Source organism: Streptomyces griseoviridis (assembly GCF_005222485.1).
GTDB classification, from domain to species: domain Bacteria; phylum Actinomycetota; class Actinomycetes; order Streptomycetales; family Streptomycetaceae; genus Streptomyces; species Streptomyces hintoniae.
In genome coordinates this window covers 63882-87177 of sequence record NZ_CP029078.1, presented here as the reverse complement: position 1 = coordinate 87177, position 23296 = coordinate 63882, and the positions used below count along the sequence as shown (strand labels likewise).

General features: G+C 74.0%; 18 protein-coding genes. 9 read left to right on the top strand and 9 right to left on the bottom strand.

Annotated elements, in window-relative coordinates; genetic code table 11:
* Genes DDJ31_RS00340 through DDJ31_RS00315 form a run of 6 tightly spaced genes read right to left on the bottom strand, consistent with a single transcriptional unit; the run spans position 1 to position 7987 of the window.
* Positions 1–1368, bottom strand: coding sequence for an NtaA/DmoA family FMN-dependent monooxygenase (locus tag DDJ31_RS00340; RefSeq protein WP_127182325.1), 1368 nt, complete (start codon positions 1366–1368; stop codon positions 1–3).
* Positions 1365–2822: an NtaA/DmoA family FMN-dependent monooxygenase gene (locus DDJ31_RS00335; RefSeq protein WP_127182326.1), complete on the bottom strand. Its 1458-nt coding sequence runs from the start codon at positions 2820–2822 to the stop codon at positions 1365–1367. The genes DDJ31_RS00340 and DDJ31_RS00335 overlap by 4 nt, the downstream gene beginning before the upstream one ends.
* A gap of 23 nt (positions 2823–2845) precedes the next feature.
* A complete protein-coding gene (locus DDJ31_RS00330) occupies positions 2846–4558 on the bottom strand; it encodes a dipeptide ABC transporter ATP-binding protein (protein WP_127182327.1) in 1713 nt (570 codons plus the stop codon).
* Positions 4545–5429 (bottom strand): ABC transporter permease, encoded by an 885-nt coding sequence (locus DDJ31_RS00325; RefSeq protein ID WP_127182328.1) that lies wholly within the window; start codon positions 5427–5429, stop codon positions 4545–4547. The genes DDJ31_RS00330 and DDJ31_RS00325 overlap by 14 nt, the downstream gene beginning before the upstream one ends.
* Before the next feature lies 1 nt (position 5430).
* Complete coding sequence (locus DDJ31_RS00320; RefSeq protein ID WP_127182329.1) at positions 5431–6360, bottom strand: ABC transporter permease; 930 nt, start codon at positions 6358–6360, stop codon at positions 5431–5433.
* A 4-nt stretch (positions 6361–6364) separates the two neighbouring features.
* Entirely contained in the window at positions 6365–7987 is a 1623-nt protein-coding gene (locus tag DDJ31_RS00315; protein WP_164785072.1) for an ABC transporter substrate-binding protein, read from the bottom strand.
* Positions 7988–8223: 236 nt separating this feature from the next.
* Between DDJ31_RS00315 and DDJ31_RS00310 the strand changes: the two genes are divergently transcribed.
* The 9 genes from DDJ31_RS00310 to DDJ31_RS00280 all read left to right on the top strand — a co-directional run bounded on the left by DDJ31_RS00310 (position 8224) and on the right by DDJ31_RS00280 (position 17811).
* The gene (locus DDJ31_RS00310; RefSeq protein WP_164785073.1) at positions 8224–8670 is read left to right on the top strand and encodes a hypothetical protein; all 447 of its coding nucleotides are present in this window, start codon (positions 8224–8226) and stop codon (positions 8668–8670) included.
* Positions 8671–8679: 9 nt separating this feature from the next.
* Positions 8680–9114, top strand: coding sequence for an OsmC family protein (locus DDJ31_RS00305; protein WP_127182331.1), 435 nt, complete (start codon positions 8680–8682; stop codon positions 9112–9114).
* Positions 9111–10001, top strand: a complete 891-nt coding sequence (locus tag DDJ31_RS00300; RefSeq protein ID WP_164785074.1) for a sulfurtransferase — start codon at positions 9111–9113, stop codon at positions 9999–10001. The genes DDJ31_RS00305 and DDJ31_RS00300 overlap by 4 nt, the downstream gene beginning before the upstream one ends.
* Before the next feature lie 233 nt (positions 10002–10234).
* Positions 10235–12982 (top strand): class IV lanthionine synthetase LanL, encoded by a 2748-nt coding sequence (lanL, locus tag DDJ31_RS00295; protein ID WP_164785075.1) that lies wholly within the window; start codon positions 10235–10237, stop codon positions 12980–12982.
* A 75-nt stretch (positions 12983–13057) separates the two neighbouring features.
* Complete coding sequence (locus tag DDJ31_RS39600; protein ID WP_276319326.1) at positions 13058–13180, top strand: hypothetical protein; 123 nt, start codon at positions 13058–13060, stop codon at positions 13178–13180.
* A gap of 124 nt (positions 13181–13304) precedes the next feature.
* Positions 13305–13436: an ALQxL family class IV lanthipeptide gene (locus tag DDJ31_RS38735; protein ID WP_206280767.1), complete on the top strand. Its 132-nt coding sequence runs from the start codon at positions 13305–13307 to the stop codon at positions 13434–13436.
* Positions 13437–13641: 205 nt separating this feature from the next.
* Complete coding sequence (locus tag DDJ31_RS00290; RefSeq protein WP_127182334.1) at positions 13642–14289, top strand: flavoprotein; 648 nt, start codon at positions 13642–13644, stop codon at positions 14287–14289.
* Entirely contained in the window at positions 14267–16021 is a 1755-nt protein-coding gene (locus DDJ31_RS00285) for an ABC transporter ATP-binding protein (protein WP_127182335.1), read from the top strand. Before DDJ31_RS00290 ends, DDJ31_RS00285 begins: the two co-directional genes overlap by 23 nt.
* Positions 16003–17811, top strand: a complete 1809-nt coding sequence (locus DDJ31_RS00280; RefSeq protein WP_127182336.1) for an ATP-binding cassette domain-containing protein — start codon at positions 16003–16005, stop codon at positions 17809–17811. Before DDJ31_RS00285 ends, DDJ31_RS00280 begins: the two co-directional genes overlap by 19 nt.
* Positions 17812–17857: 46 nt before the next feature.
* On the opposite strand, the gene DDJ31_RS39595 is transcribed toward DDJ31_RS00280, so the two are convergent.
* The 3 genes from DDJ31_RS39595 to lanKC all read right to left on the bottom strand — a co-directional run bounded on the left by DDJ31_RS39595 (position 17858) and on the right by lanKC (position 23237).
* Positions 17858–20257: a helix-turn-helix domain-containing protein gene (locus tag DDJ31_RS39595; protein ID WP_127182337.1), complete on the bottom strand. Its 2400-nt coding sequence runs from the start codon at positions 20255–20257 to the stop codon at positions 17858–17860.
* A 132-nt stretch (positions 20258–20389) separates the two neighbouring features.
* Positions 20390–20515, bottom strand: coding sequence for a SapB/AmfS family lanthipeptide (locus tag DDJ31_RS00270; RefSeq protein ID WP_127182338.1), 126 nt, complete (start codon positions 20513–20515; stop codon positions 20390–20392).
* Positions 20516–20636: 121 nt separating this feature from the next.
* The gene (lanKC, locus tag DDJ31_RS00265; RefSeq protein ID WP_127182339.1) at positions 20637–23237 is read right to left on the bottom strand and encodes a class III lanthionine synthetase LanKC; all 2601 of its coding nucleotides are present in this window, start codon (positions 23235–23237) and stop codon (positions 20637–20639) included.
* Positions 23238–23296 lie beyond the last annotated feature (59 nt).

Genomic DNA, 23296 nt, shown 5'->3' with positions numbered 1-23296 from the left:
TCAGTAGGTGTCGTCGGTGTCCAGCAGACCCTGGAGGGTCGAAGCCTCGTACGCGGTCCTGAAGATGCCGCGCCGCCGCAGCTCCGGCACGACGAGGTCGACGAAGAGGTCGGCGGGACCGCGGTGGTAGGGCGGGAAGAGCTGCACGCCGTCGAGCACCTCCTCCTCCAGGTTCTCCTCCAGCCAGTCGGCGATGGCACGCGCGTCACCGACCACGGCCGGCTGCTGCGCGTGCCGGGAGCGCTGCACGTGGTGGTACAGCTCCCGCAGCGTCGCGTCCTCCCCGATCTGGGTGCCGAGGATCCGCCGCAGCAGCTCGCGGTCGTCCTCGGCGTCCCGCCCGAGGTCGCCGAGGAGCGGCCTGAGCGCGTCGTCGGGCAGCGTGTCGATGTCGACCACGTCCAGGACGCGTTCGCTGTCGCGGACCCGCGACAGGTCGACACCGAGGCCGCGGGAGAACGCGGCCGGCAGATCCTGGGTGAGCTGCAGGGCGTTGATCTCGTTGAACTTCGCGCGGGCCTCCCGGACGGTACCCCCGAGATAGAAGGTGATCCCCGGAATGATCTTGAACTTCTCGGGGTCGCGCCCGTTGGCCGCGACACGCTCCTTGAGCCTGCGGTACTCCTCCTTGCCCCGGCTGACGCCGAAGTACGGCGAGAACCGCAGCTGCGCGAAGTCGGCGCCGTAGCGCAGGGACTCCTCGGAGAGGCCCACCTGGACGATCGGGATGTGCGACTGCACCGGCGGCGGGACGTTCAACGGGCCCCGGACGTCGAAGTGTTCACCGTGGTGGTCGATCTCGTGCCAGGACCCGGGCCTGATCAGCGTGGCGCCCGCCCGGTCGTCGAGCAGGAAGTCGTCGTCCCAGCTCTCGTGCAGCAGCCGGTTGACGACCTCGGTGAACTCCCGGGCCCGCGCGTACTTCGTCTCCTCGGTCGGCACCGGGTTCTTGCCGAAGTTGCCGACCGGATCGCCGTCCCGGTCGATACCGAACACCACGTTCAGCGCGGTGCGCCCCCGGTTGAAGTTGTCCAGCGTCGCCAACTGCCGTGCGACGCCGTAGGGATGCTCGAAGGAGGAGTTCACCGACATCACGAACCCGAGGTTCTCGGTGACCGCCGCCGCGTGCGCGGCGTACACGAAGCTGTCCCACCGGTGGACCCGGTTGAGCCGGTCGGGCTCGCTGCCGAGCGCGCTGCCCGCGAACACGTAGTCCAGTGTGCCGCGTTCGGCGGTCCTGGCGATGTCGAGGATGACACGGGGGTCGCGCAGACCGGAGTTGGTGGCCTCGGGCAGCCGCCAGGCGTCCAGGTCCCACCCGGTGCCGTAGGCGGCCAGCCCCAGTCGCAGCTTGCGCCGGCGGCTCACGCGGACCGCCCCTCGGACGCGGTGGCGGCGAACCGGCCTGCGGGGACGTCGAGCCCGAAGTGGCCCCGGAAGGTGCTGCTCGTGTAGTCGGCGCGGTACACGCCGCGTTCCTGGAGCAGGGGCACCACCTCGCCCGCGAACCGCTCCAGCGGCTCCCACAGGTAGGGCGTGCTCACGTTGAAGCCCTCGGCGGCACCCCGCTCGAACCAGTCGATCAGCGTGTCGGCGACCTGCCCGGCGGTCCCGATGACCAGCGGGAAGTTCCCGGCCGTCGCCGCGCCCAGGAGATCCCTGACCCGCACCGACCCGCCGTCCACACTCCGGCCGGTGCGTTCGCCCAGCGCCGCCAGGAGCCGCCGGCCGTAGGCGTCGAACCGCTCGGCGGTGTCCGGCTTGACGACGCCGTCGATGCCCAGCGGCCGCAGATCCACACCGAGCCGCTCCGACAGCGAGCGGACACTGCGCACCCCCCTCGGCAGCCCGCCCCGCCCCGAGCTGATCCCCGCCCACTCGGGGCCCGACCAGAACGCCTCGTCCTGGTCGCCCTCGACGAGGTCGTCGTCGAACGGCAGCAGCGCGTTCAACTCCTCGTACAGCTCGACCGCTTCGGCCCGGGTGTCCGCGACGAGCGGGGTGATCCCCGGCAGGAAGAAGAGGGGGTCGGTCCGCCCCCGCAGCCGCTCGGCCCGCCGCCGCACGTCGGTGTTGAAGGCGATCGACTCCTCCGGCGTCGCGGGGCCGGTGAAGTTGATGTCGGCCCACTTGGCGGTCAGTTCGCGCGACAGCTCGGACGCACCGGCGTACAGCAGCGGGACGTGCCCCTGCGGCGGCCGCTCGAGCGGCAGCGTGCCGGCGACCTGGAAGTGCCTGCCCTCCCACTCAAGCCGGTGCACCTTGGTGTCGTCGAGGTAGCGCCCTGACCTCTTGTCCTGGAGGTAGGCGCCGACCTCGACGCTGTCCCACAGCCGCTGGACGACGTCGATGAACTCGTCCGCCCGCCCGTAGCGGTCGGCGCCGCCCAGGTCCGGCAGGCTGAAGTTGCGGGCGGCCAGGTCGGAGGCGCCCAGCACGACGTTCCACGCCAGCCGTCCGCCGCTGAGATGGTCGAGGGAGGCCGTCAGCCTCGCCAGGATGTACGGCTCGTAGAACGTCGGGTGCGCCGTCACGACGAGCCCGATCCGCGAGGAGTTCAGGGCGAGCTGCGAGGCGAGGGTGAAGGGTTCAAGGCGCCCGGTGTTGTGGGTGGTGATCCACTGCTCTCCGACGATGTCACCCGGCAGGGTGTCCCCGAGGAAGAAGAAGTCGAATTTCGCGTCCTCGACGATCCGCAGCGCCTTCGTCGCGTACTCCAGCTCGAAGGCGCGCGCGGTGGGCGCGTCCGGGTGCCGCCAGCCGCCCCAGTGGGTGCCGTTGAGCCAGTGCATGTAGCCCAGGTGGAGCTGTCGTTCAGGCATGGTGTGTTCCTTTTCTGTGGCGTCTACGACGCCGGTGAGGGCACGGTGGGGCCGGGCACGTCGGCACCGGGGATCGACGACAGCAGTCGTCCGACGTACTCGGTCCGCGGGTCGGTGAGGACGTCGAGGGCCCGGCCGCGTTCGACGATCCGCCCGTGGCGCAGGACGAGGATCTCGTCGGACACCTCGGCGATGACGCCCAGGTCGTGCGAGATGAAGACGTAGGTCAGGGCCAGTTCGCGCTGGAGCGAGTCGAGCAGGCCCAGGATCTGGCCCCGCACGCTCACGTCGAGCGCCGAGACCGGTTCGTCCAGGACGACGACGTCGGGCCGCGGCGCCAGGGCGCGGGCGATGGCCACCCGCTGCCGCTGGCCGCCCGACAGTTCGGCCGTGTACCGGTCCGCGAGCGACGCGGGCAGCCCCGTCACCTCCAGCAGCTCCGTGATCCGCCGCGCGCGCTCCCGCCCGGGACCGTACCCGTGGCCCCGCAGCGGCTCGTCCAGGATCGAGCGGACCGTCGAGCGCGGGTTCAGCGAGGCGAAGGGGTCCTGGTAGACCATCTGCACCGTGCGGTAGAGACCGGCCTGCCCGGCGCCCCTGCGATGGTGGACGACCGGTTCGCCGTCGATCTCGACCGAGCCGGTGTCCGCCGGGGTCAGACCGGCGAGGACCCGCACCAGGGTGGTCTTGCCCGACCCCGATTCGCCGACGATCCCCAGCGTGGTCCCCCTGCGCACCCGGAAGGAGGCGTCGGCCACCGCCGTCACCGGTTGAGAGCCGCGCCGGGAGGCGAAGGTCTTGGAGACCCCCTTGGCCTCGACCACCACCGGCGAGTCCGCCGGCACGGTACGCGTGTACTCCAGCCGCGCGGTCGCCGCCCGCCGCCCGGAGAACCCGAGCGACGAGGAGCGCAGCAGCCGCTCCGTGTAGGGGTCCCCCGGATCGGCGACGACCTCGCCGGTCCTGCCGCCGCGCACCACGCGCCCGTCCCTCACCACCGCGATGTCGTCGGCCCGTTCGGCCGCGACCCCCAGGTCGTGGGTGATCAGCAGGATCCCCAGGCCCTCCGACTCCACCAGCCCCGACAGCAGGTCGAGGATGGTCTTCTGGACCGTGACGTCCAGCGCCGTCGTCGGCTCGTCGGCGATCAGGAGCTTGGGCCGGGTGCTCATGGCGGCGGCGATCAGCACCCGCTGGCACATCCCGCCGGACAGTTCGTGCGGGTAGCGCTCGTACAGGCGCGCCGGATCACGCAGCCCGACCTTCGCGAACAGGTCGACGACCCGCTCACGGCGTTCCGCCCGGGACGCCAGCCGGTGCGCCCGCAGCGGCTCCCCGGCCTGCACACCCACCGGCAGCAGGGGGTTGAGGCCGAGCAGCGCGTCCTGCGGGATGTAGCCGATCTCCTTGCCTCGCACCGTCCGGTACTGCCGCTCGGACAGTCCGGTGAGGGTGCGGTCGCCGAGGACGACCTCGCCCGAGGTCAGCCGCCCGTTCCCGGCGAGGGTGCCGGTGACGACCCGGCCGAGCGTCGACTTGCCCGAGCCCGACTCGCCGACGACCGCACGGATCGACCCCGCCGCGACGTCCAGGTCGATGCCGTCGAGCACGCGCGCCGCGGGCCGGCCGGGGAGCGCGAACTCGACGCTCACGTCCCGCACCCGCAGCAGCGGCTCCCCGGCCCGCGGAGCCGGCCCGCCGGAGGACCGCGCGGGAAGATGGTCAGGCGACGACACGGGTTCTCCCTCGGTTGAACGACCTGCCGATGCGGTAGACCGCGAGCACGGTCACCACGATGACCAGGCCGGGCAGCAGACTCAGCCACCACTGGACGCCGATGAACGTGCGTCCCTCGGCCACCAGAAGGCCCCACTCGGGCGTCGGCGGAGGCGCGCCGAGCCCCAGGAAGCTCAGCGCGGCGACGGTCAGGATCGCCGTGCCGATGTCCATGGTCGCGGCGGCCAGCACCGAGCGGGACGCGTTGGGCACCACGTGCTTGAACAGCCGGCGGACATACCCGTGCCCGGCGAAGACCGAGGCCTCCACGTACGTCGCGTTGCTCACCTTCAGCACCTCGGAGCGCATCAGCCGGGCGAAACCGGCCGTGCTGTTGATGCCGATGGCGACAGCGATGTTGAGCGTGCCGCGGCCGAGCGCGGAGATGATCGCGAGCGAGACGATCAGGCTCGGCACCGCCAGCATGATGTCGACGATCCGCATCACGACGCTGTCCACCCGGCCGCGCAGCGCCCCCGCGACGAGCCCGATCAGCGAGCCGCCCACCAGCCCTATGGCCACGGCGACGACCGCCGCCCGCAGGGACTGCCCGGTGCCCCACACCGTCCGGGTGAACTGGTCGCGGCCGAAGTCGTCGGTGCCGAAGAGACGGCCACCGCCCGGGGCGAGCAGCATCCGGGCGCCGTCCTGCCGCAGCGGGTCGCCCGGCGCGAACAGCGCGGGATGGACCGCCGCGAGGAGGACCACCGCGATCCACACGTACGCCAGCAGGAGCCCGGGGGAGCGCGCCGGCACGGCCAGGCGTCCCCGCAGCCCGCGCGGGCGTCCGGACGGCGGTGCGGCCAAACCGGCTTCGAGCGTGGTCGTCATGTCATCCCTCCCATCGGATGCGCCTGTCGAGCAGCGGGTACACCGCGTCGACGACGAGGTTCACCACCACGAAGATCACCGCGCTGACGGTGACCGCGATCAGCACGACGGGCATGTCCCGCCCGTTGACCGCGTCGACGACCAGGCGTCCCACCCCGAGCCGGGAGAACACCGTCTCGGTCAGCACCGTCCCGCCGACCATCACGCCGACGGTGGTTCCCAGCGAGGTGACCACCGGCAGCGCGGCGTTCCTCAGGGCGTGCCGGACGACGATGTCGAACCGGCTGAGCCCCCAGTTGCGCGCGGTCTCCACATAGGGCGAGGTCAGCGCGCCGCGCAGATTGGCCGTCAGGAGCTGGGAGACACTGCCGCCGCCGGCGACCGCGAGAGCCGCCGAGGCCACGAGCAGCCCGCCGAGGCTCTGGTCGCCGACCGCCTTGATCCAGTGCAGCTGGAAGGCGCACACCTGGAGCAGCACGAGCCCCACCAGGAAGGGCGGCAGCGACACCGCGACCGGGGGCAGCGAGATGAGCAGCTCGCGCGCCCATCTCCAGTCGGTCAGTTCGATGAGGACCGACAGCGTGACCCCCAGCACCACGGCGAGCAGCAGCCCGAGGAACGCCAGCTCCAGGGTCTGGGGGAAGGAGTCGAAGTAGACGTCCACGGCGGCCCTGCGCTGGTAGACGCTCTCTCCGAAGTCCCCGTGCAGGGCCCCGGTGAGGGCGTCCCAGTACTGCGTCCACACGGGGCGGTCCAGGCCGAGCAGTTCGCGCTGCTCGGCCAGCAGCTGTTCGACGTCACCGCCGTCGGCGCCGGCCGTGAGACCGCCCGCCGCGTCACCGGGCACCACGTACAGCAGGAAGAACGCTCCGGTGAAGGCGCCCCACACCACGATCACGCCGTACAGCAGGCGTCGTCCGTATCGAGCCATCGGTCTACTTCTTCGCCAGCCAGGCGTTGATCAGGTACTGGTCGAGCCCGACGGGCTGGATGTCGTGCAGCCGGGGCGAGGAGGCCCAGATGTCGACGTCGTTGGAGACCGGTATCTCGTACGCCTTCTCGACCAGGATGCGCGAGGCCCGGTCGACGAGCTGCTGCCGCTTCTCCTTGTCGATGGTCTGGTTCTGCTCCTGGAGGAGCCGGTCGAGTTCCCCGCCGGTCGCGTCGTCGTCCGCGATGAAGCTGCGGTTGGAGCCGGTCGCCTTGCCGTAGTTGGCGCGCAGGACGTCCGGGTCGGGCGTCGACGCGTACCAGTAGGCGATGTCGTACGCGCCGCTGAGCAGCTTCTCGTTGGCCTCGGCGGCCAGCGGCGGGTCGAGGACCAGCTCGACGCCGAGCTTCTTCCACTGGTCCTGGAGCACCTGCCAGCCCGCGTCGTCCTCGGGCGCCCGCAGCGACAGCCTCCTGCCCTTCGCGTCGACGCGGATGCCGTCGGAGCCGACCTTGGTCCAACCGGCCTGCTCCAGCAGCGACGTGGCCTTCCGCGGGTCGTAGGCCAGCAGCGCGCTCTGGTCGGAGTAGTAGGGGTTGTCCTTGCTCAGCGGGCCGGTCGCGGGCTGGTCGACACCGCCCGAGTCGATCTTCACGAACTCGTCCCGGTCGGTGCCCACCTGGAGCGCCTGCCTGACCCGGACGTCCTTGAGGAACCTCGACGAGGTGTTCAGCGGCAGCTCGGTGCCGGTCGCGGGGTTCAGCGTCCTGGAGATGGTCAGCCCGGCGGCCTTCAGCTGCGGGAGGTACTTGGCGTTCACCCAGTAGACGAACTGGAGTTCGTCACCGCCGATGACCGCGCCGTTGCGCACCGAGTCCTCAGGGATGATCTTGTAGACGACCTTGTCGAGATAGGCGGGCCCCTCGTGGTCGAAGTACGCGGGCGCCCAGTCGTAGTCCTTGCGCTTCTTCAGCACGATGCGCTGGTTGGGGACGTACTCCTCCAGGTAGTACGGGCCCGATCCGTCCAGCCACTTCTGCCGCTCGGCCACCGGCAGCCCGGCCGTCTTCTCGGAGACGATGCCGACGTACGCGCGGGACAGCGACGTCAGGAACGCGGCGTTCGGCTCGGCGAACCTGACGGTGATCCGGTGCTCGGACGGCGTCTCGATCGTGCTGATGCCCTGGACGACGGTCCTGGCGCTGGAGTGGATGCCCGGCCGGTCCAGGCTCTCCAGGTTGGCCTTCACCACCTGCGCGGTGAGTCTGGTGCCGTCGTGGAAGGTCACGTCGTCGCGCAGCTCGAACGAGTAGACCCGGGCGTCGTCGCTGACCGTCCAGCTCGTGGCGAGCCACGGTTCGACCTGCTTGGTCCTGGGGTTGTAGAACACCAGCGAGTCGGCCAGGGCGCGCGCGGCCGTGCGCCAGACCTGGTTCACCACGGCGGAGTCGACGCCGCCGGGGTCGGCGCTGAGGCCGATGTTGAGCGTGCCGCCGTAGCGGTCCTTCTTGGCGACCTGGGCCGCCGGCTCGCTCTGTCCGCCGCTGCCCGCGCAGGCGGCGGTGGACAGGAGCGCGAGCGCGGTGCCCGCAACGGTCAGCCGGCGCCATGGGCGTGAACTGGACACGACGTGTGGTTCCTCTCGATCGGTCCTGGGCGAGCGGGTAGCGGATGCGCTACATAGCGATGTGCACGTCTCAGGCGGGGATGTAGAAGCGATACATAAAAGATGCCGTGTGCGGCGGGGGTGGGATACGGCGCGATGTGATCTGTGCACCGCGACTCCGTAACCGATATGTTGGCACGGGTATGCTTTACGTATCGTGACGGCAGTGTTGCAGTCTCCTGAAACGGACGAACGACGTGGTGTTCGACAAGAAGTACAGCGACGAGGTCCGCCGGGCGGCGGTCGAGCGGGTCCTGACCAGGCGCCGCGAGGAGCCCGAGAACCGCTCGATCGTCCGGGAGGTCGCCGAGGAGTTCGAGGTCGGCCCGCAGTCACTGCGCAAGTGGGTCCTGCGCTACGACGACGGCAGCTACGACTACGACCACACCCCGGCCGACGGCGACGGAGACCGCGACGGCTGGGAGCCCCGCGCCGCGCCCGCCGCCCGCCAGGACCGCAGGCCGGGCCGGCGCGAACTGCTCGACCGGATCGACGAACTGGAACACCGGGCCGCCGTGCTCGAGGAGGACAACCGCTCGCTCACCCGCGTCGTCGCCCTCCTCGCCGACCAGCTGCGGGTCGCCACCACCAACGGCGCCGTCCACACTGCGGACTCCGCGGCCCGGCACGCACCGCGCGCCTAGACTCGCGCGGTGAACGACAAAGTGACCGTGGTCAGCAATCTGCACGGCAGGACCACGGAGATCCAGGGCCGGTACACCATCGCGGGCCCCGAGTTCGAGATCGTGTCGGACGGATCGGTGCGCAGCGGCGGACCGGGCGAGCAGGCCGGTTCACTCGACCTGCTCGTCGCCTCCCTCGTCTCCTGCGCCCTCAACGCGTTCCGGCACGACTTCCTCGAAGGCGGGCAGCCCGCGCGCCAGGTCGAGATCTTCGCCCGCATCGAGCGCAAGATCGAGGGCGACTACCTGGGCACCCTCGTCATGGAGTGCTTCATCGACGGCGTCGACCACGTCACCGCCGACGAACTCGTCGCCGAGTACAAGAAGAGGTGCCGCATCTACAACGCCCTCAAGGACAGCCTGCCGGTGGTGTTCGTCCCGCACACTCCCGGAGCATCGGGGTGACGGGCGCCGGCTCGCCCCACCTCGTCGACGCCCGCACGGCCTGCGCGCGCCGGGCCCGCACGGTCTTCGTCGAGGTCGCTCCCTGGCGGGTGATGGCCCAGGGGCCCGACCCGATCAGGGGCAGCGTCCCCGGCGCCATCAGGACCTCGGTCAGATCCGACTTCGCGGGCCGCCCCACGGCGACCAGCGGCCACCTGCCCCTGCCCGAGCGCACCGCCGTACGGGCCGCCCTGCGCGCACACGGTGTCGGACCCGGCGACGACCTCGTCCTCTACACCCGCCGCGTCGAGGAGCTGTCCTCCGCCGCCCGCGCGTGGTTCGTCCTCACCTGGGCGGGCTTCCGCTCGGTGGCCGTCCTCGACGGCGGACTGCCCGCCTGGGTCCGCGAGGACGGCCCGACGACCCTCGCGACGCCCGCGCCCCCCGGCCACCCCGCGCCACCGCTCTCGTACGACGACGAGGGCGCCGGCGGTCGGCGCGTCCTCGCACGCGCGGACGTCCCGGAGATCGCGGCCCTGGGCACCCTGCTCGACTCCCGCCCCGCAGCCGCCTACAACGGCACCCCCGACGACCCGAGGAGCGGGCACGTCCCGCACGCCGTGCACGCCCACTCGGCCGAGCTGATGACGCCCGACGGCCTGCTCAGACCCCCCGTCGAACTCCGGAAATGGTTCCTCGCCCGCAGGGCGGTCGGCGGCCACGAGGTCGGCGCCTACTGCGGCGGCGGAGTCTCCAGCGCCCTGCTGGTGCTCGCCGGAGCGCTCATCGGCCAACAGGTCGGCCTGTACGTCGATTCATGGTCGGCCTGGTCACGCGACCCGTCCCTGCCCGTGGAACGCGGCACGGCACCGACCCGCTCGGCGGCCGTCGACACGGACTGCGCGTAGCACCGGCTCCGGTCCGGCTCCGCGGCCGTCCACACAGGCCGCGCCCAGAAGCGGCTCCGGTCCGTCGAGGACACCGTCGCCGGGATCGTCCTCGCAGGAGTGCTCGCCGCCGCGAGGACGGGCCCCGACCCTCATGTAGGGGTTTCCCCAATGCTGGCCTCCCTGACCAGGAGGCACTGTGGGACGGCGCGGCCCGTCCCCGCCGGGACCGCGGGAACCGGAGTCAGGAGGTCATGTCCGTGCCGTCCCTCTCCCTGCGGTCGTTGGTGCGTGCCGTGCTCGACGACCTCGGCGCGTCCGGCTGGACGTTCGACGAGGACGACGTGTGGTGCCGGGTGGCCCCGCCCTCCGCCGCGGCGCGCGTCCAGGGCTGGAAACTCCACGTCTCGGCGACCGCGCTGTCCGCGCCGCACGTCCTGGACCGCGCCGCGCGGGTCCTGGCAGCCGGTGGCTGCGCCTTCAAATTCGCCCGGAGCCTCGACCTCGTCGAAGAGATGACCTCGGCCTCCTACGACCGCGCGCAGTGCGGCAAGTTCCTCACCGCCTACCCCGATGACGACGACCACTTCCGTGACCTCGCCGACCGGCTCGACGCGGCGACCGCAGGACTGCCGGGACCCGCGATCCTCTCCGACCGTCCGCTGCGCGCGGGCAGTCTGGTGCACTACCGCTACGGAGCCTTCCGGGGCGTGCCGGTCCTGAACAACGACGGTTCGTTCGAGACCCGGCTGCGCGAGCCGGGCGGCGCCGCTGTCACCGACCCCCGCAAGCCGTGGTTCTGTCCCCCCGCGTGGGCCGAACTGCCCCTGGCCGGAACGCCGGGACGCCCGCCGGCGACGCCGGCGGAGCCCTCCTCGGTGCTGCTGGCCGGCCGGTTCGTGGTGAAGGAGGCGATCCGGCACTCGGCCCGGGGCGGTGTGTACCGGGCGCTGGACGAGCACACCGGCACCGAGGTGGTCGTCAAGCAGGCCCGCGCCCACGTCGCCGAAGGACTGACCGGCAGTGACGCCCGCGCACTGCTCCGCCGGGAAGCCGAGATGCTCACCGCGCTGAAGGGCGTCTGCCCCGAGAGGGTCGACGCGTTCGAGAAGGACGGCCACGCCTTCCTGGTGGAGAGCCTGATCAGCGGCGAGACGCTGAGCCAGTGGGTCCGCCGGCGGTACGCGGACGGCGGACCCGGCGTCGCCCCGGCGACAGCGGTCGCGATGGCGGGCCGACTGGCCGCGCTCCTGGCCGAGGTGCACCGACGCGGCCTCGTCCACCAGGACTTCACCCCGAACAACATCATGGTGGACGACGACGGGCGGTTGTGGCTGATCGACCCGGAATGGGCGACCGTCCCGGGGGCGTGGACGTACCGGGCCCACACGCCGGGCTTCGCCGCTCCCGAACAGTGCGCGGGCCCCCGCTTCGGCCCGGCCCACGGCCCCGCCGCCGACCTGTACTCCCTCGGCGCCGTCCTCTGCCACCTGACCACCGGAGTGGTGCCGCCCGCCGCGCGGGACGACCGCCGGGAGCGGTCCCCGGCGCACCGCGTCGGCGAACTGCTGGCCCTGATACGGCCGGAGCGAGCGGCCGCCCGGCGGCTCGAACCGGCGATCCTCGGCCTCACGGTCCACAGGCCCGAACACCGCTGGACCATGGAGCGGTTCGCCGCCTCCCTGGCCGACCGCACACCGGCCGTCGCCCCCGCCCCTGAGCGGGCCGGCGGGCCCGCCCCGGCCGTTGCCGCCCCGCGGCCCGTACCCGACGGCGACCTGCGCAGACTCGTGGAGGACGGCCTCACCCACCTGACGCGGGCGCTGCGACCAAGTACCGCCGTCGAAGGACAGGCCGGCCCGCCGTCCCGCCGACGCCTCTGGAAGGCGGGTCCCTTCGGCGACACGACGGACCCGTGCGCGGTCCAGCACGGCTCGGCGGGCGTACTGGCGGTCCTCGGCCGGGCCACCGAACTCCTCGACGGGGACCAACTGCACGCCTCCCACGGCTTGTTGGCGCGGTGGACCGACGAACGACGCGCATCCGTACCGCGGCTGCTGCCGGGCCTCTACTTCGGCCGCGCCGGCACGGCCTGGGCGCTGCACGACGCCGCCCGGCGGCTCGACGACCCCGCGATGGCGCGGCGGGCGGCGGACCTCGCGCTGGCTGTGCCCGTACGGTGGCCCAACCCCGACGTCTGCCACGGCGCCGCCGGCGCCGGAATGGCGCAACTGCACTTCTGGCAGACCACACACGAACCCGCCTTCCTCGACCGGATCGTCGCCTGCGCGGACGGACTGGTGGAGTGCGCCGAGACCGTGCGCGGCCGGATCGTGTGGCCGGTGCCCGCGGACTTCGACTCCGCCCTCGCGGGCGCCCGGCACCTCGGGTTCGCGCACGGCGTCGCGGGCGTGGCCTCCTTCCTGCTCGGCGCCGCGCGGGCGACCGGCAACCAGGAGTACGCGGAACTGGCCGCCGCGGCGGGCGCCACGCTGGTCGCCGAGGCCGAGCGGGGCCCCTGGGGCGCCCGGTGGCGGACCGACCTGGACCACGAGCCAGGCAGCGGCCTGCTCCACCACTGGTGCTCCGGCTCGACGGGCGTCGGCACCTTCCTGCTGCGCCTGTGGCGCGCGACGGGCGACACCACCCACCTCCGCCTCGCCGAGCAGGCCGGCGCGGCGGCGCACGCCGCCCGCTGGACATCGTCGACCGCCGCCTGCCACGGGATCGCCGGCGACGGTGACTTCCTCCTCGACCTCGCCGACGCGGTGCCCGAAGGCCCCTACCGGAGCTGGGCCGGGGACCTCGCCGCGGTGCTGCGCCTGCGTGCCGTGGTCCGCGACGGACTCCTGCTCGTCCCCGACGAGTCGGGGACGTCGGTGCGCCCGGACGCCAGGACCGGTGTGGCGGGAACGGTCTCCTTCCTGCTGCGGCTCCTGCACGGCGGCCCCACGCCGTGGATGCCCGATCCGGCCACCTGGTCCGCGCGCGCCCCCGGCTGACCGGCCGGGGACACCCGCCGGCCCCTCGAACCGGACACCGCGCCCGCGGTGTCGCCCACCGGAACGGAGAACCCCATGGAAACAGAGTTCGAAGCGCTCCAACTGCTCCCCGCCGAGGACCAGGACACCGCCGCCCTCTGCACCGTGACCTGCGGCGAATCCTGCTCGCCCGGCGGCACGTGCGCGGTGACCGGCTGACCGCCCCGGGCGCCGGGCACCGCCGCCCTCCCACCGGACGCGGCCCAGGCACCGTCCGGCAGGCATCGCCGCCTCCGCACCACCACCCGGCCACGGCCGAACGGCTTCTCAGAAGGAGACCCCCATGGAGAACGACCTCGACGCCCTGCAACTGCTCTCCGGCGAGGAGGCCCAGGCGCACGCGCTGAACCTCTGCGAGGGCCACACCTGCAACGGCGGCAGCACCTGCGGCATCAGCTGTCAGGTCACCAACTGACCCGACGGGCCAGGGACGGCCGGCGCGCCCGCGCAACGGCGCGCCGGCCGTCGCCCGCCCCACCGGCACGACCGCCGAAGCGACAGAGCAGCGACCGAGCGACGGCTCAGCAGCGACCGAGCAGCCACGAGCAGCGACCGAGCAGCGACTCAGCAGCGACCGGACAGACAGCGACGAAGAGCGTCGAGGAGCGGAGAGAAGCACGGTGCAGCCGGACCCCACCCCTCAGCCGCGCGGCACACGGCGCGGCGCACTGCCGCCGATCGTCCTGCCGCGCGGACGGCTGCTGTTCGTCGCGACCGGCGGCATCTCCGTCACCGCGCTGCCCGAATGGGCCATGCTGGCGCGCTCGCGCTACGGCTGGTCGGTACGCGTCTGCCTGACCCGCTCCGCCGAGACCCTGGTGTCCCGTCAGGCGCTCGCCGCCGTGACCCGGTCGCCGGTGGCGGGCCCCGACTGGGACACGTCGTCGGGCGTCGTACCCCACAAGGAACTCGCCGAGTGGCCCGACCTGATCATCGTGGCCCCCGCGACCACCAACTTCATCGCCAAGTGCGCGGCGGGCATGACCGACAGCCTGGCCCTGACGACGGTCATCTGCACCACCGCGCCGGTGGTGTTCGCCCCCGCGATACCGCAGGGCGCGCTCGCCCGGCCGTCGGTCCGTCGCAACCTGGACCTGCTCCGGGAGGACGGCCACCACGTCGTCCCGATGGAACCGGCGATCTCGGCGCACGACGGCACAGCCGTCGCCGAGGGCATGCCGCCCCTGCTCAGCACCTTGCGGTACGCGGCCCGCGTGCTGTCGGCGCCGACCGGGGAGGCGAGCGATGACCACCCCGCCACGGCGTGACCCCGCCCGCGGCGGCGGACGCCTGCTCAGGGACGTCGCACGGGACACCCGCGGGTCCCTGGCCCTGCTGGTGTGCGTGATGGTGTGCCGGGTCGTCGTGGCCCTCGCCGTCCCGGCGCTGCTCTCGTCGGCCGTGAACGCCGTGCTCGAAGGCGACGGCGGAGGGCTCCACGGACCCGCGCTCGGCTGGGGCGCGGCCGTCGCCTGCGCCGCGCTGTGCGACGCCGTGATGGGGCCGTTGGGGGCCTCAGGAACCAGCCGTGCCACGCGCCGACTGCGCGGCAGGACCGTACGCCACCTCCTCGAACTCCAGCCGCGGGCACCGCTGACCGCGGGCGAGGCGGTCACGCAGATCACCCAGGCGGCGCCCCAGGCGGGCGCGCTGCCCGCGGCGGCCGCCCAGTCCGCGGTCGCGCTGGCCGGTTCCCTCGCGGGCTTCGCCGCACTCTGGGTGATCGACTGGCGCACGGCGGCGGCGTTCACCCTCGGTGTGCCCCTCTCGGTGCTGATCGCCCGGCGTTTCGTCGGCCGGGCGGCCGAGGCGCAGAGCGCCTACCTGGGCGCGCAGTCCGACCTCGCGACCCGGCTGCTCGGCGCGCTGGCCGGGGCCAGGACGATCAGGGCCTCGGGAACCCTGACGAGCGAGACCGCCCGGGTCCTCGTGCCCCTGGCCGACGTCTCGGCGGCCGGACACGCCATGTGGCGCCTCCAGAAGTCGACCGTCTGGCAGTTCGGACTGCTGCTGTCGCTCACCGAGGCGCTGGCACTCGCCGTCGCGGGACTCGGGGTCGCCGGGGGACGGCTGAGCCCGGGGCAACTGCTGGCCGTGGCCGGCTACGTGAAGCTCGCGATCGGCGCGCTCCAGCAGGTCGACGCCCTGCTCGCGCTGGCCCAGGCACGCGCGGGCGGCGACCGGATCGCCGCCACCCTCGCGCACCCGCTGCCGGCCGCCGGCCCGGTCACCGGCGCCACCGGCCCCGGCGGCGTGCTCCTGAAGGGGATCACCGTCCGGTCCGCCGCCGGAGACCCGGTGCTCGAAAGCGCCGACCTGGAGCTGCCCGCCGGCCGCTCCATGGCCCTGGTCGGCAGGACCGGCGCGGGCAAGAGCCTCCTCGCCGGGCTCCTCGGCCGGCTGAGCGACCCGGACGCGGGACAGATCCTCCTCGACGGTGTGGACGTGCGCGACCTGACCCTCGACACGCTGCGGAACGCGGTGACGTACGCCTTCGAACGCCCCGCCCTGATCGGGACGACCGTCCACGACGCGATCGCCTACGGCCGGCCCGGAGCGAGCCGGCCGACCGTGGAGCGCGCGGCCCGCGCGGCGCGGGCCGACGCCTTCGTCCGCCGGCTGCCCGCCGGGTACGACACACCGCTCGACCACGCCCCGCTGTCCGGCGGGGAACGCCAACGGCTCGGCCTGGCACGGGCGCTGGCCAGACCCGCCCTGGTGTACGTCCTCGACGACGCCACCTCGGGGCTCGACACCGTCACCGAGGCCGAGGTGAGCGAGGCCGTCACCGGCGCCCTGTCCGGACGGACCCGGCTCGTGGTCGCGCACCGCGTCACCACCGCCGCGCGCTGTGACGCCGTCGCGTGGCTGGACGGGGGACGGATCCGCGCGGTCGGCCCGCACCGCGAACTGTGGCGGCACGCCGACTACCGCGCGGTCTTCGCCGCCCACGACGACCCGGCGGCCGAGCGGGAGGTGCCGTGTCCCTCACCGGTGTGAGCACGGGAGCACGGACGGCACCCTTCCGGGGGCCGGCCGCCCGGCTGCTGGCGCGGTCGCTGAGCGGCGCGGGCGGCCCGCTGCGACGGATCGCCCTCTGGTCGGTGCTGGAGGCCGGGCCCGCACTGGCCTCCGGCTGGGCGCTCGCCGCCGCGCTCGACCGGGGATTCCTCGCCGGCGAACCGGGCACCGGGCTGCTGTGGATCGGCCTGCTCGCCACGCTCTACGTCGTGCGGGCCCTCGCGGAGCGCGCCCTCTTCGACCCGCTCGCCGCCTGCGTCGAACCGATGCGGGACGCCCTGGTGACCGCCGTGGTGGACGCCACGCTGTCCCGCGCGGTCCGGGGCGCCGGAGCGTACGACGCGGCCGGGGTCTCCCGGATGACCAGTCAGGTCGACACGGTACGCCTGGTCGTCGGCGCCCTGCTGCGCACCGCCCGCCCCCTCACCGTCACCCTGATGGCCACGCTCGTCGGTCTCGCCGCGCTCGCCCCGGTGCTCGCCGCTGTCGTCGCGGTGCCGCTCGCCGCCGCGCTCATCGCCTTCGCCGTCTCGATGAGGTCGGTGATCCGGCGCAGGCGGGCGGCCGTCGTCGCCGAGGAGGACGTGGCGGCGTCCACCGGTGCCGTGCTCGGCGCCGGCCGCGACATCGCCGCCCTCGGCGCGGTCGCCCTGGCCTGCGGGACGACCGGGCGCAGCGCCCGTGCGAGCGCCCGCGCGTCGGTCGCCGTGGCCTGGGCCGCCGCCGCCCGGGTACCGATCGTGCTGCTCGGCGGGCAGCTTCCGCTGCTGCTCGTCCTGCTGGCGGGCCCCACCCTCGTCGAGGAGGGAGCGGTCAGCGCCGGTGAGGTGGTCGGCGCCTCGCTGTACGTCACCGGCAGCCTCGTGCCCGCGCTCCAGTTGCTCACGGGCACCGTGGCCGGGCTGTGGGGCCAGCTCCAGGTGGTGCTGGAACGGCTCGCCGCCGCGACCGAGCCGTGCGACGAGCCCGCGTCCGGCACGGTGCGCGGCGACGCACCGAGCGGCGGCTACCGCATCGACGTCGACAACCTGACGTTCGCCTACGGTCCGCACGCCGAACCCGTCGTGAGGGACGTGCGGTTGAGCGTCCCCGAGGGCGACCACCTGGTGATCGTCGGGGCCAGCGGGGTCGGCAAGTCGACCCTGGCGGGGCTGCTCGCCGGTCTCGAACGCCCCTCCGGGGGCCGGATCCTGCTCGGCGGGCGGCCGGTGGCCGATCTCGGCACCAGGGAGCGGCCCGCGGCCGTGGCGCTGCTGCCGCAGGAGGCCTACGTCTTCCGCGGCACGCTCCGCGACAACCTGCGTTATCTCGCCCCCGACGCCGACCCGGCGGCCGTCGCCGCCTCGATCGCCGCCATGGGACTCGGACCCGTGGTGGAACGGCTCGGCGGCGTCGACGCCGTGCTGGAGGACCCGGCGGCCGAACTGTCCAGCGGCGAGCGTCAACTCGTCGCGGCGGCACGGACCTGGCTGTCCGACGCGCCCGTGGTGATCCTGGACGAGGCCACCTGCCATCTCGACATGCGGAGCGAGGCCGTGGTGGAAGCGGCCTTCGCCGTCAGGCGCGGCACCCTCGTCGTCATCGCCCACCGCCTGGCGTCCGCGCTGCGGGGCCGGCGCGTCCTGCTGCTCGACGGCACCCGGGCGGTCTGCGGCACCCATACGGAGCTGCTGGCGGCCGAGCCCGGCTACGCGGCGCTGGTCGGCCACTGGGACGGCACGGCGCCACCGGCCGGTCGGCCGGATGCGTCCCCCGTACCGGGCGAGTGAGGGCCGCCCCGCCCGGTACGGCGCCGCCGGCCCGCCCGGCGGCGGGTCAGACCCGGGCGGCCGCGCCCGACTCGACGGGGGCCAGGACCTCGGTCGGTCGCGCGGCTCCGAACGTGGCCAGCAGCGCCGCGCGCGACCGGGTCCCGGTCTTGCGGAAGACCCGGGTGAGGTGGGCCTCGACCGTCTTGACGGAGACGAACAGCGCCCCCGCGATGGCGCGGTTGGACATGCCGCGGCACACCAGGGCGAGGATCTCGCGCTCCCGCTGCGACAGACCGGCGGCCCCCGCGCCGCCTGGACTCCCTGTACCGCGCGGTCGGCGCGCACCGATCGCGCGCTGGACATCGACGGCCAGCAGACGCAGGGGCTCGGAACCGGTCGGCTCCGCACGGGACTTCGCGAGGCCGGCGTGGAAGGCGGCCTCCGGCAGCCGGCCGGCGCCCAGCAGCCGCCGGGCCAGCAGCAGGCGGGTACGGCACTCCAGCGGCAGCGCGCCGTCGTGGACGTGCTGCTCCACGGCCGAGGCCAGAAGCGGCAGCGCCGCCTCGTCCGCGACGAGAGCCGCCTCGGCGCGCAGCACGGCGGCGTGGTCGGCCGGCAGCCGTGACGCCCCGGCTGCGGCGCGCGCCACCGCCGCGCAGCGACGCGCGGTGCCGTCGAGGCCCGCGGCCACCGCCGCGAGGCAGGCCAGGGACCACCAGGGCGCCCGGCCGCTCCCGGGCGGCCCCGACCCGTCGGCGGCGGGCGACAGCAGCAGAGCCAGGCTCTCGTGGGGCCGGCCCGCTTCGAGATGGACCGCGGCGAGCAGCAGGGCGGCCGCGCGCCCCCGCTCGCCTGACGGGCCGCCCGCACCTGCCAGGTCCCGTGCCGCCGGCTCCGCGGCCTCGTGCCCCGCCGACCACAGCGTGGTCCAGCCGCCGATCACCCCTGCCTCGTGGGCGAGTTCGGGGCAGTCGAGCAGCCGCGCCGCTCCGGCGGCCTCGGCCGCCGACGCCGAGGCAGAGGCGAGCCGCCCCAGCACGGCCTCGGCCCGTGCGTGCCCGATCAGCAGCGCCGGCAGCTCGGCGGTGCGTCCGCCGGCGCGGGCGCTCCTGACGCCCCGGTCGAACAGCCGGACCGCGTCCCGGTGACGGGACGTCAGGTACTGGGCCCGCCCCAGGCGCACCACGGCGTCCAGCACCTCGGGCAGAGCCGCGTCGGTGAGCAGGTCGGCCCGGCGCGTGGCGTCCGCGACCGCCGCGTCGCGCGCGGTGACGTCGGACGCCAGAGCCGTGCCCAGCGCCAGAGAGGCCGCGGCGCTCATCCGCCGTACCGCGTCGCCCGGTGCCCGGCCGGGCGAGGCCGCCGTCGCGGCGGTGACGGCGGCCAGCCGCTCGCGAACGGCCACCAGGTCCCCGGCGGCGGCGCTCAGCGCGGCGGACCGCAGCAGGAGCGCGGTGTCAGGGGCGGCGGGCACCGCCGGTCCGGTGCCGAGCGGTTCGGCGGCGAGCAGGGCCCGTGCCTCACGGTGCCGCCCGAGACCGTCCTCCATCCGCGCGTACACGTCCAGGAGCCGCCCGCGCTCCTCCGGCGGCAGCAGCGGCGAGGCCAGCACCTCGGGCATCCGGCGGACGACTTCGGCCCGCTGTCCGCACCGTGCCGCGGCGACGCACAGAAGGATCCGCGTCCTCAGCGTCGCGGCGCCGCCCTCCGGGTCCGCCGGGTGGACGCGCAGAGCGGCGAGCAGCCAGTCGGCGGCGGAGTCGGGCCGGCTGTCGAGCACGTGGTGCGCCGCGCGGTGCAGCAGCCGGGCGGCCTCCGTCTCTCCTGGCGCGGCGGACCGGGCGAGGTGGGGTGCCCGCTGGGAGAGAGGGGCACCGACACCGGCGAGAGCGCGCGCCGCCGCGGCGTGGGCGGCGATCCGGCGGCCGGGCGGGACACGCGTGTACGCCAGCACCCTCAGCAGCGGGTGCCGGAAGTGGAAGAGAGGGGCCCCGGACTCGTCCTCGCGTACGACGCCCCGGGCGACGAGTTCGTCGAGGACGGCGAGCACCCGGCCGAGGTCCCATCCGCCGACCGCCGCCAGCAGCGAGGGCGAGACATCGGGACCGAGCAGCGCGCAGTACCCGGCGACGGTCGTCTGCTCCGGTGTCAGGGCGGCGAGCGCACCCGGCCACCCGGTCGGCGGCCCCGGCGACCGCACCGACGCCGGCGAGCACAGCCCGGTGCGGGCCAGCTCCCGCAACGTGGCGTCGGACAGGGCCGACAGGGCGTCGGCGCTCCGCGGCTCACGCGGCCCGAGCGCGTGGAGCAGGTTCTCGCGCAGGGAGCGTCCGGGCTCCGCGGGAAAGGTGGCGCACGCCGGGCCTGCGGGATCGGCCGGGCCGGTCCGGGCTCCAGCGGGGCGGGACCTGGCGAGCCCGGTCGGTGCCGGCGTTCCGGCGAGCGCCGGCCGGGGGAGTGTCATGGTTCCTCTCAGGGCGGAGCGGGCACCGGCGGCAAGGTTCGGGAGAGCGGCGGCGTGGTTCGGGAGAGCGGCGGCGGCACACCCGCGCGGGCGGCCGCCGCCGTGGCCCTGCGGGGGCCGGCGTCGCGAATGTCAGCAGACGACGACGCTGACGTTGCTGTCACAGGCGAAGGTGCTGAAATCGCTGGCGATGACCGCACCGTCCTCGTCCACGATGTGCTCGGTCTCCAGCTCCTGAAGGTCGAGGATCTGCTGCATGGCGAACTCCTTGGTGTGTGTGACGAACCCGGTGCGTCCCTGTGACGGCCGGGAGCATGGGGGACCAGGCGCTGGGTCACATCGGAGCGGTGGGGGGCACCGGTCCGGTGGCGGGCTCCGGTCAGGCGCGGGCGGCGGCGACCGCGTCCACGGTGAACAGCGGGTCGGGGGCGGGGGAGAGGACCTCGGTGAGGGCGAGCAGCACACCAGCGCTGCCGCTCCACAGCTCCGCGCTGAGGCGCAGCATCTGGTCCCCCAGGAAGCGGACCCCGGTGGGATGCGGCACCGCGTGCGCGAACAGCCCGCACGCGGCGTCGACCGCGAGCCGGCGGCTGCTCGCCGAGCCGGTCAGCGCGGCGTGCTCGGAGAGGACGAGCGCGAGCCCGGACAGCCCCTGGCCGAGGCCGCTCATTCCGGTGTAGCTGGTGGTGAGCGCGGTGAGGAGCCGGGGCGACGCCGCGGCGAGCCGCTCGTCGTCCCGCTCGCGCAGATACCGGGTCACGGTGTGCAGCACCCCGGCGGAACCGCAGTACAGATACGGCATGCGGCGGACATCGGTCGTGGAGACCGGGAAGGACATCTGCACGGCCGACGGATCGCTCTCGCGGTCCAACTCGGCGTGCAGCAGCGGAAGTCCCGTGTCGAGATAGTCCTTGTCGCCCGTGACGGCGGCCAGTTGCTGGAACATGAGGGCGACGCCGGTCCTGCCGTGCCAGAGCCCGGTCGCGTCGTCCGGCCCCAGTCGCGGGGTGAGCGCGCCCGGTCCGTCGGCCAGGCCGGCGGCGAGTTCGGCCGCCCTCTCCAGATGGCGGGCGTCCCCGGTGTGCCCGTACAGCGCGAGATGAGTGAGCGCGACGCCCGCCCCGCCGCCGGCGAGCGTGGCGTCCGACCGGGTCAGCGGGTGCCGGTCGGCCGCGGCGAGCAGATCGACCGCCTCCTGCGTGTGTCCGCAGTCGGCGAGCACGCGGGCGATACCGGCGAGCCCGGTCCAGAGCCCGGGACCGAGGGAGTCCACGGCACCGAGCGCGTCCGTGCGCAGCCGGCCGAGGACGGAGTCGGGCAGCGGTGTGCCGGCCCGGCGCAGGGCGTGCACGACACCGGCCGTTCCGTAGGCCAGGCAGAGGGTGTTGGAGAGGTGGCCCTCGGGCACGGTGGGGAAGACCCGGCGGGGATGGTCCGCCTCGGCCATGGCGGTCAGCCCCTCCGCGACCCGCTCACGGAGCCAGAGCAGGCTCTCCTCGGGTGCCTCCGCGACCCGCTCGGGCGCGGGCGGGGCGAGCGGATCACCGCCCGGCGCCCGGCCGTCGTCGAGGAGTTCGGCGTGGTGGAAGGCGGTGGCGCGCCGCCACAGGGACGGGGGGATGTCGATGCCGCGCCGCCGCAGATCGTGGCGTACGTAGGTGAGCGCGGCCGGCGCGCGCTCGACCACCTGGTGCAGGGGACAGAGCGTCAGCAGGGCCAGCGCGCTGAGCCCGAAGGCGTCGTGGACCGCCGGATCGTCGCCCACCAGCGCGGTCGGCGGACTGAAGCCGGGAGTGCCGGAGGCGACGAAGGGGGTGCCGATCCGGTGCGCGGACTCGAAGTCGATGAGCCGGACCGTGTCGTCCTCGGCGACCAGCAGGTTTCCGGGGCTGACGTCGACGAAGAGGTAGCCGGCCGCGTGCAGCCGGTCCATGGCCTCCTCGGTGCGGGCCAGGACCTTCTCACAACGGCCGTAGTAGTCGGCGAAGTCGGCGGCTCCCGCGTCGCGGCGGATCAGCGGGTTGTGCAGGACCGTCCAGGAGCTGAGCGAGTCGCCCTCGACGAACTCGGTGACCAGGAAGTCGTGTTCCCACTCCGAGAAGTACGCCAGCGGCTCAGGTGCCAGGCCGGGCGCGGCCGTGTGCAGCGCCTGGAGGGTCTCCCATTCCGCGCGGAGCCGCTGCTGCGCGTTGGCGCCGCCCGCCCCGATACCGGTGTGCGCCCTCGCCTCCTTGATGAAGACCTTCCGCCCGGTGGCCTTGTGCCGGCCCCGGTAGGCGCCGCCCCCGTTGCTGTGGCGCAGGGCCGCCTCGAAGACGTAGCCGCCGAAGTCGGCCTGCCCCGACGGCGTCTCGGCCGCCGCCGTGAACGGGTCCTCGACACCGTCGGGGAGCCGGAACGACACCCCGCGCACGTCCTCGACCAGCCGTCCCCGCCCGTCGGGCACCAGCAGCACCGGAGTGCCGTCCGCCCGCAGCCGCTGCCGTCGCAGGAAGGACCCGTACCGGTAGTGCACCGTGCGGGAGGTGCCGAACCGCCGGTCGCTGAGGATGTACGGCCCCTCCTCGTCCGCCAGCGCCTCGTCGAGGCGCTCCATCAGCCGCCGGGCCGCGTCCGGGTCCGGCGGGTAGGCGGCGCAGAACTTGCCGCTCTGCGGACGGGACGCGTGCTTCTGGTGCGTCCATCCGTAGAAGAGACGGGTGGACAGATGCTTGAAGGAGACGTCCTGTTCGCAGCAGACGGCCGCCACCACGTCCAGCACGTGGCCGAGGCGGCCCGGCCTGGCGGAGACGTGCACCTTCCAGCCCGCCGGGACGGTCTCCAGCCCGTCCCGCCGCCACATGGTCCAGATTCCCGACGGTGTGCCGTGCCAGCCGGGCGGCACGGTGGAGGGGCGGAGCTCGCCGCCGTGCGATGCGGCCGCGTCGAGCGGTTCGTAGAAGTCGGGATCGGCGACGGTGAAGACGTAGGGGGTCCGCATGTGCCCTCTTCCTGGGTGGCGAGGCCGAGCACGGGGGCAGCCGGACGCGAAGGTGACCC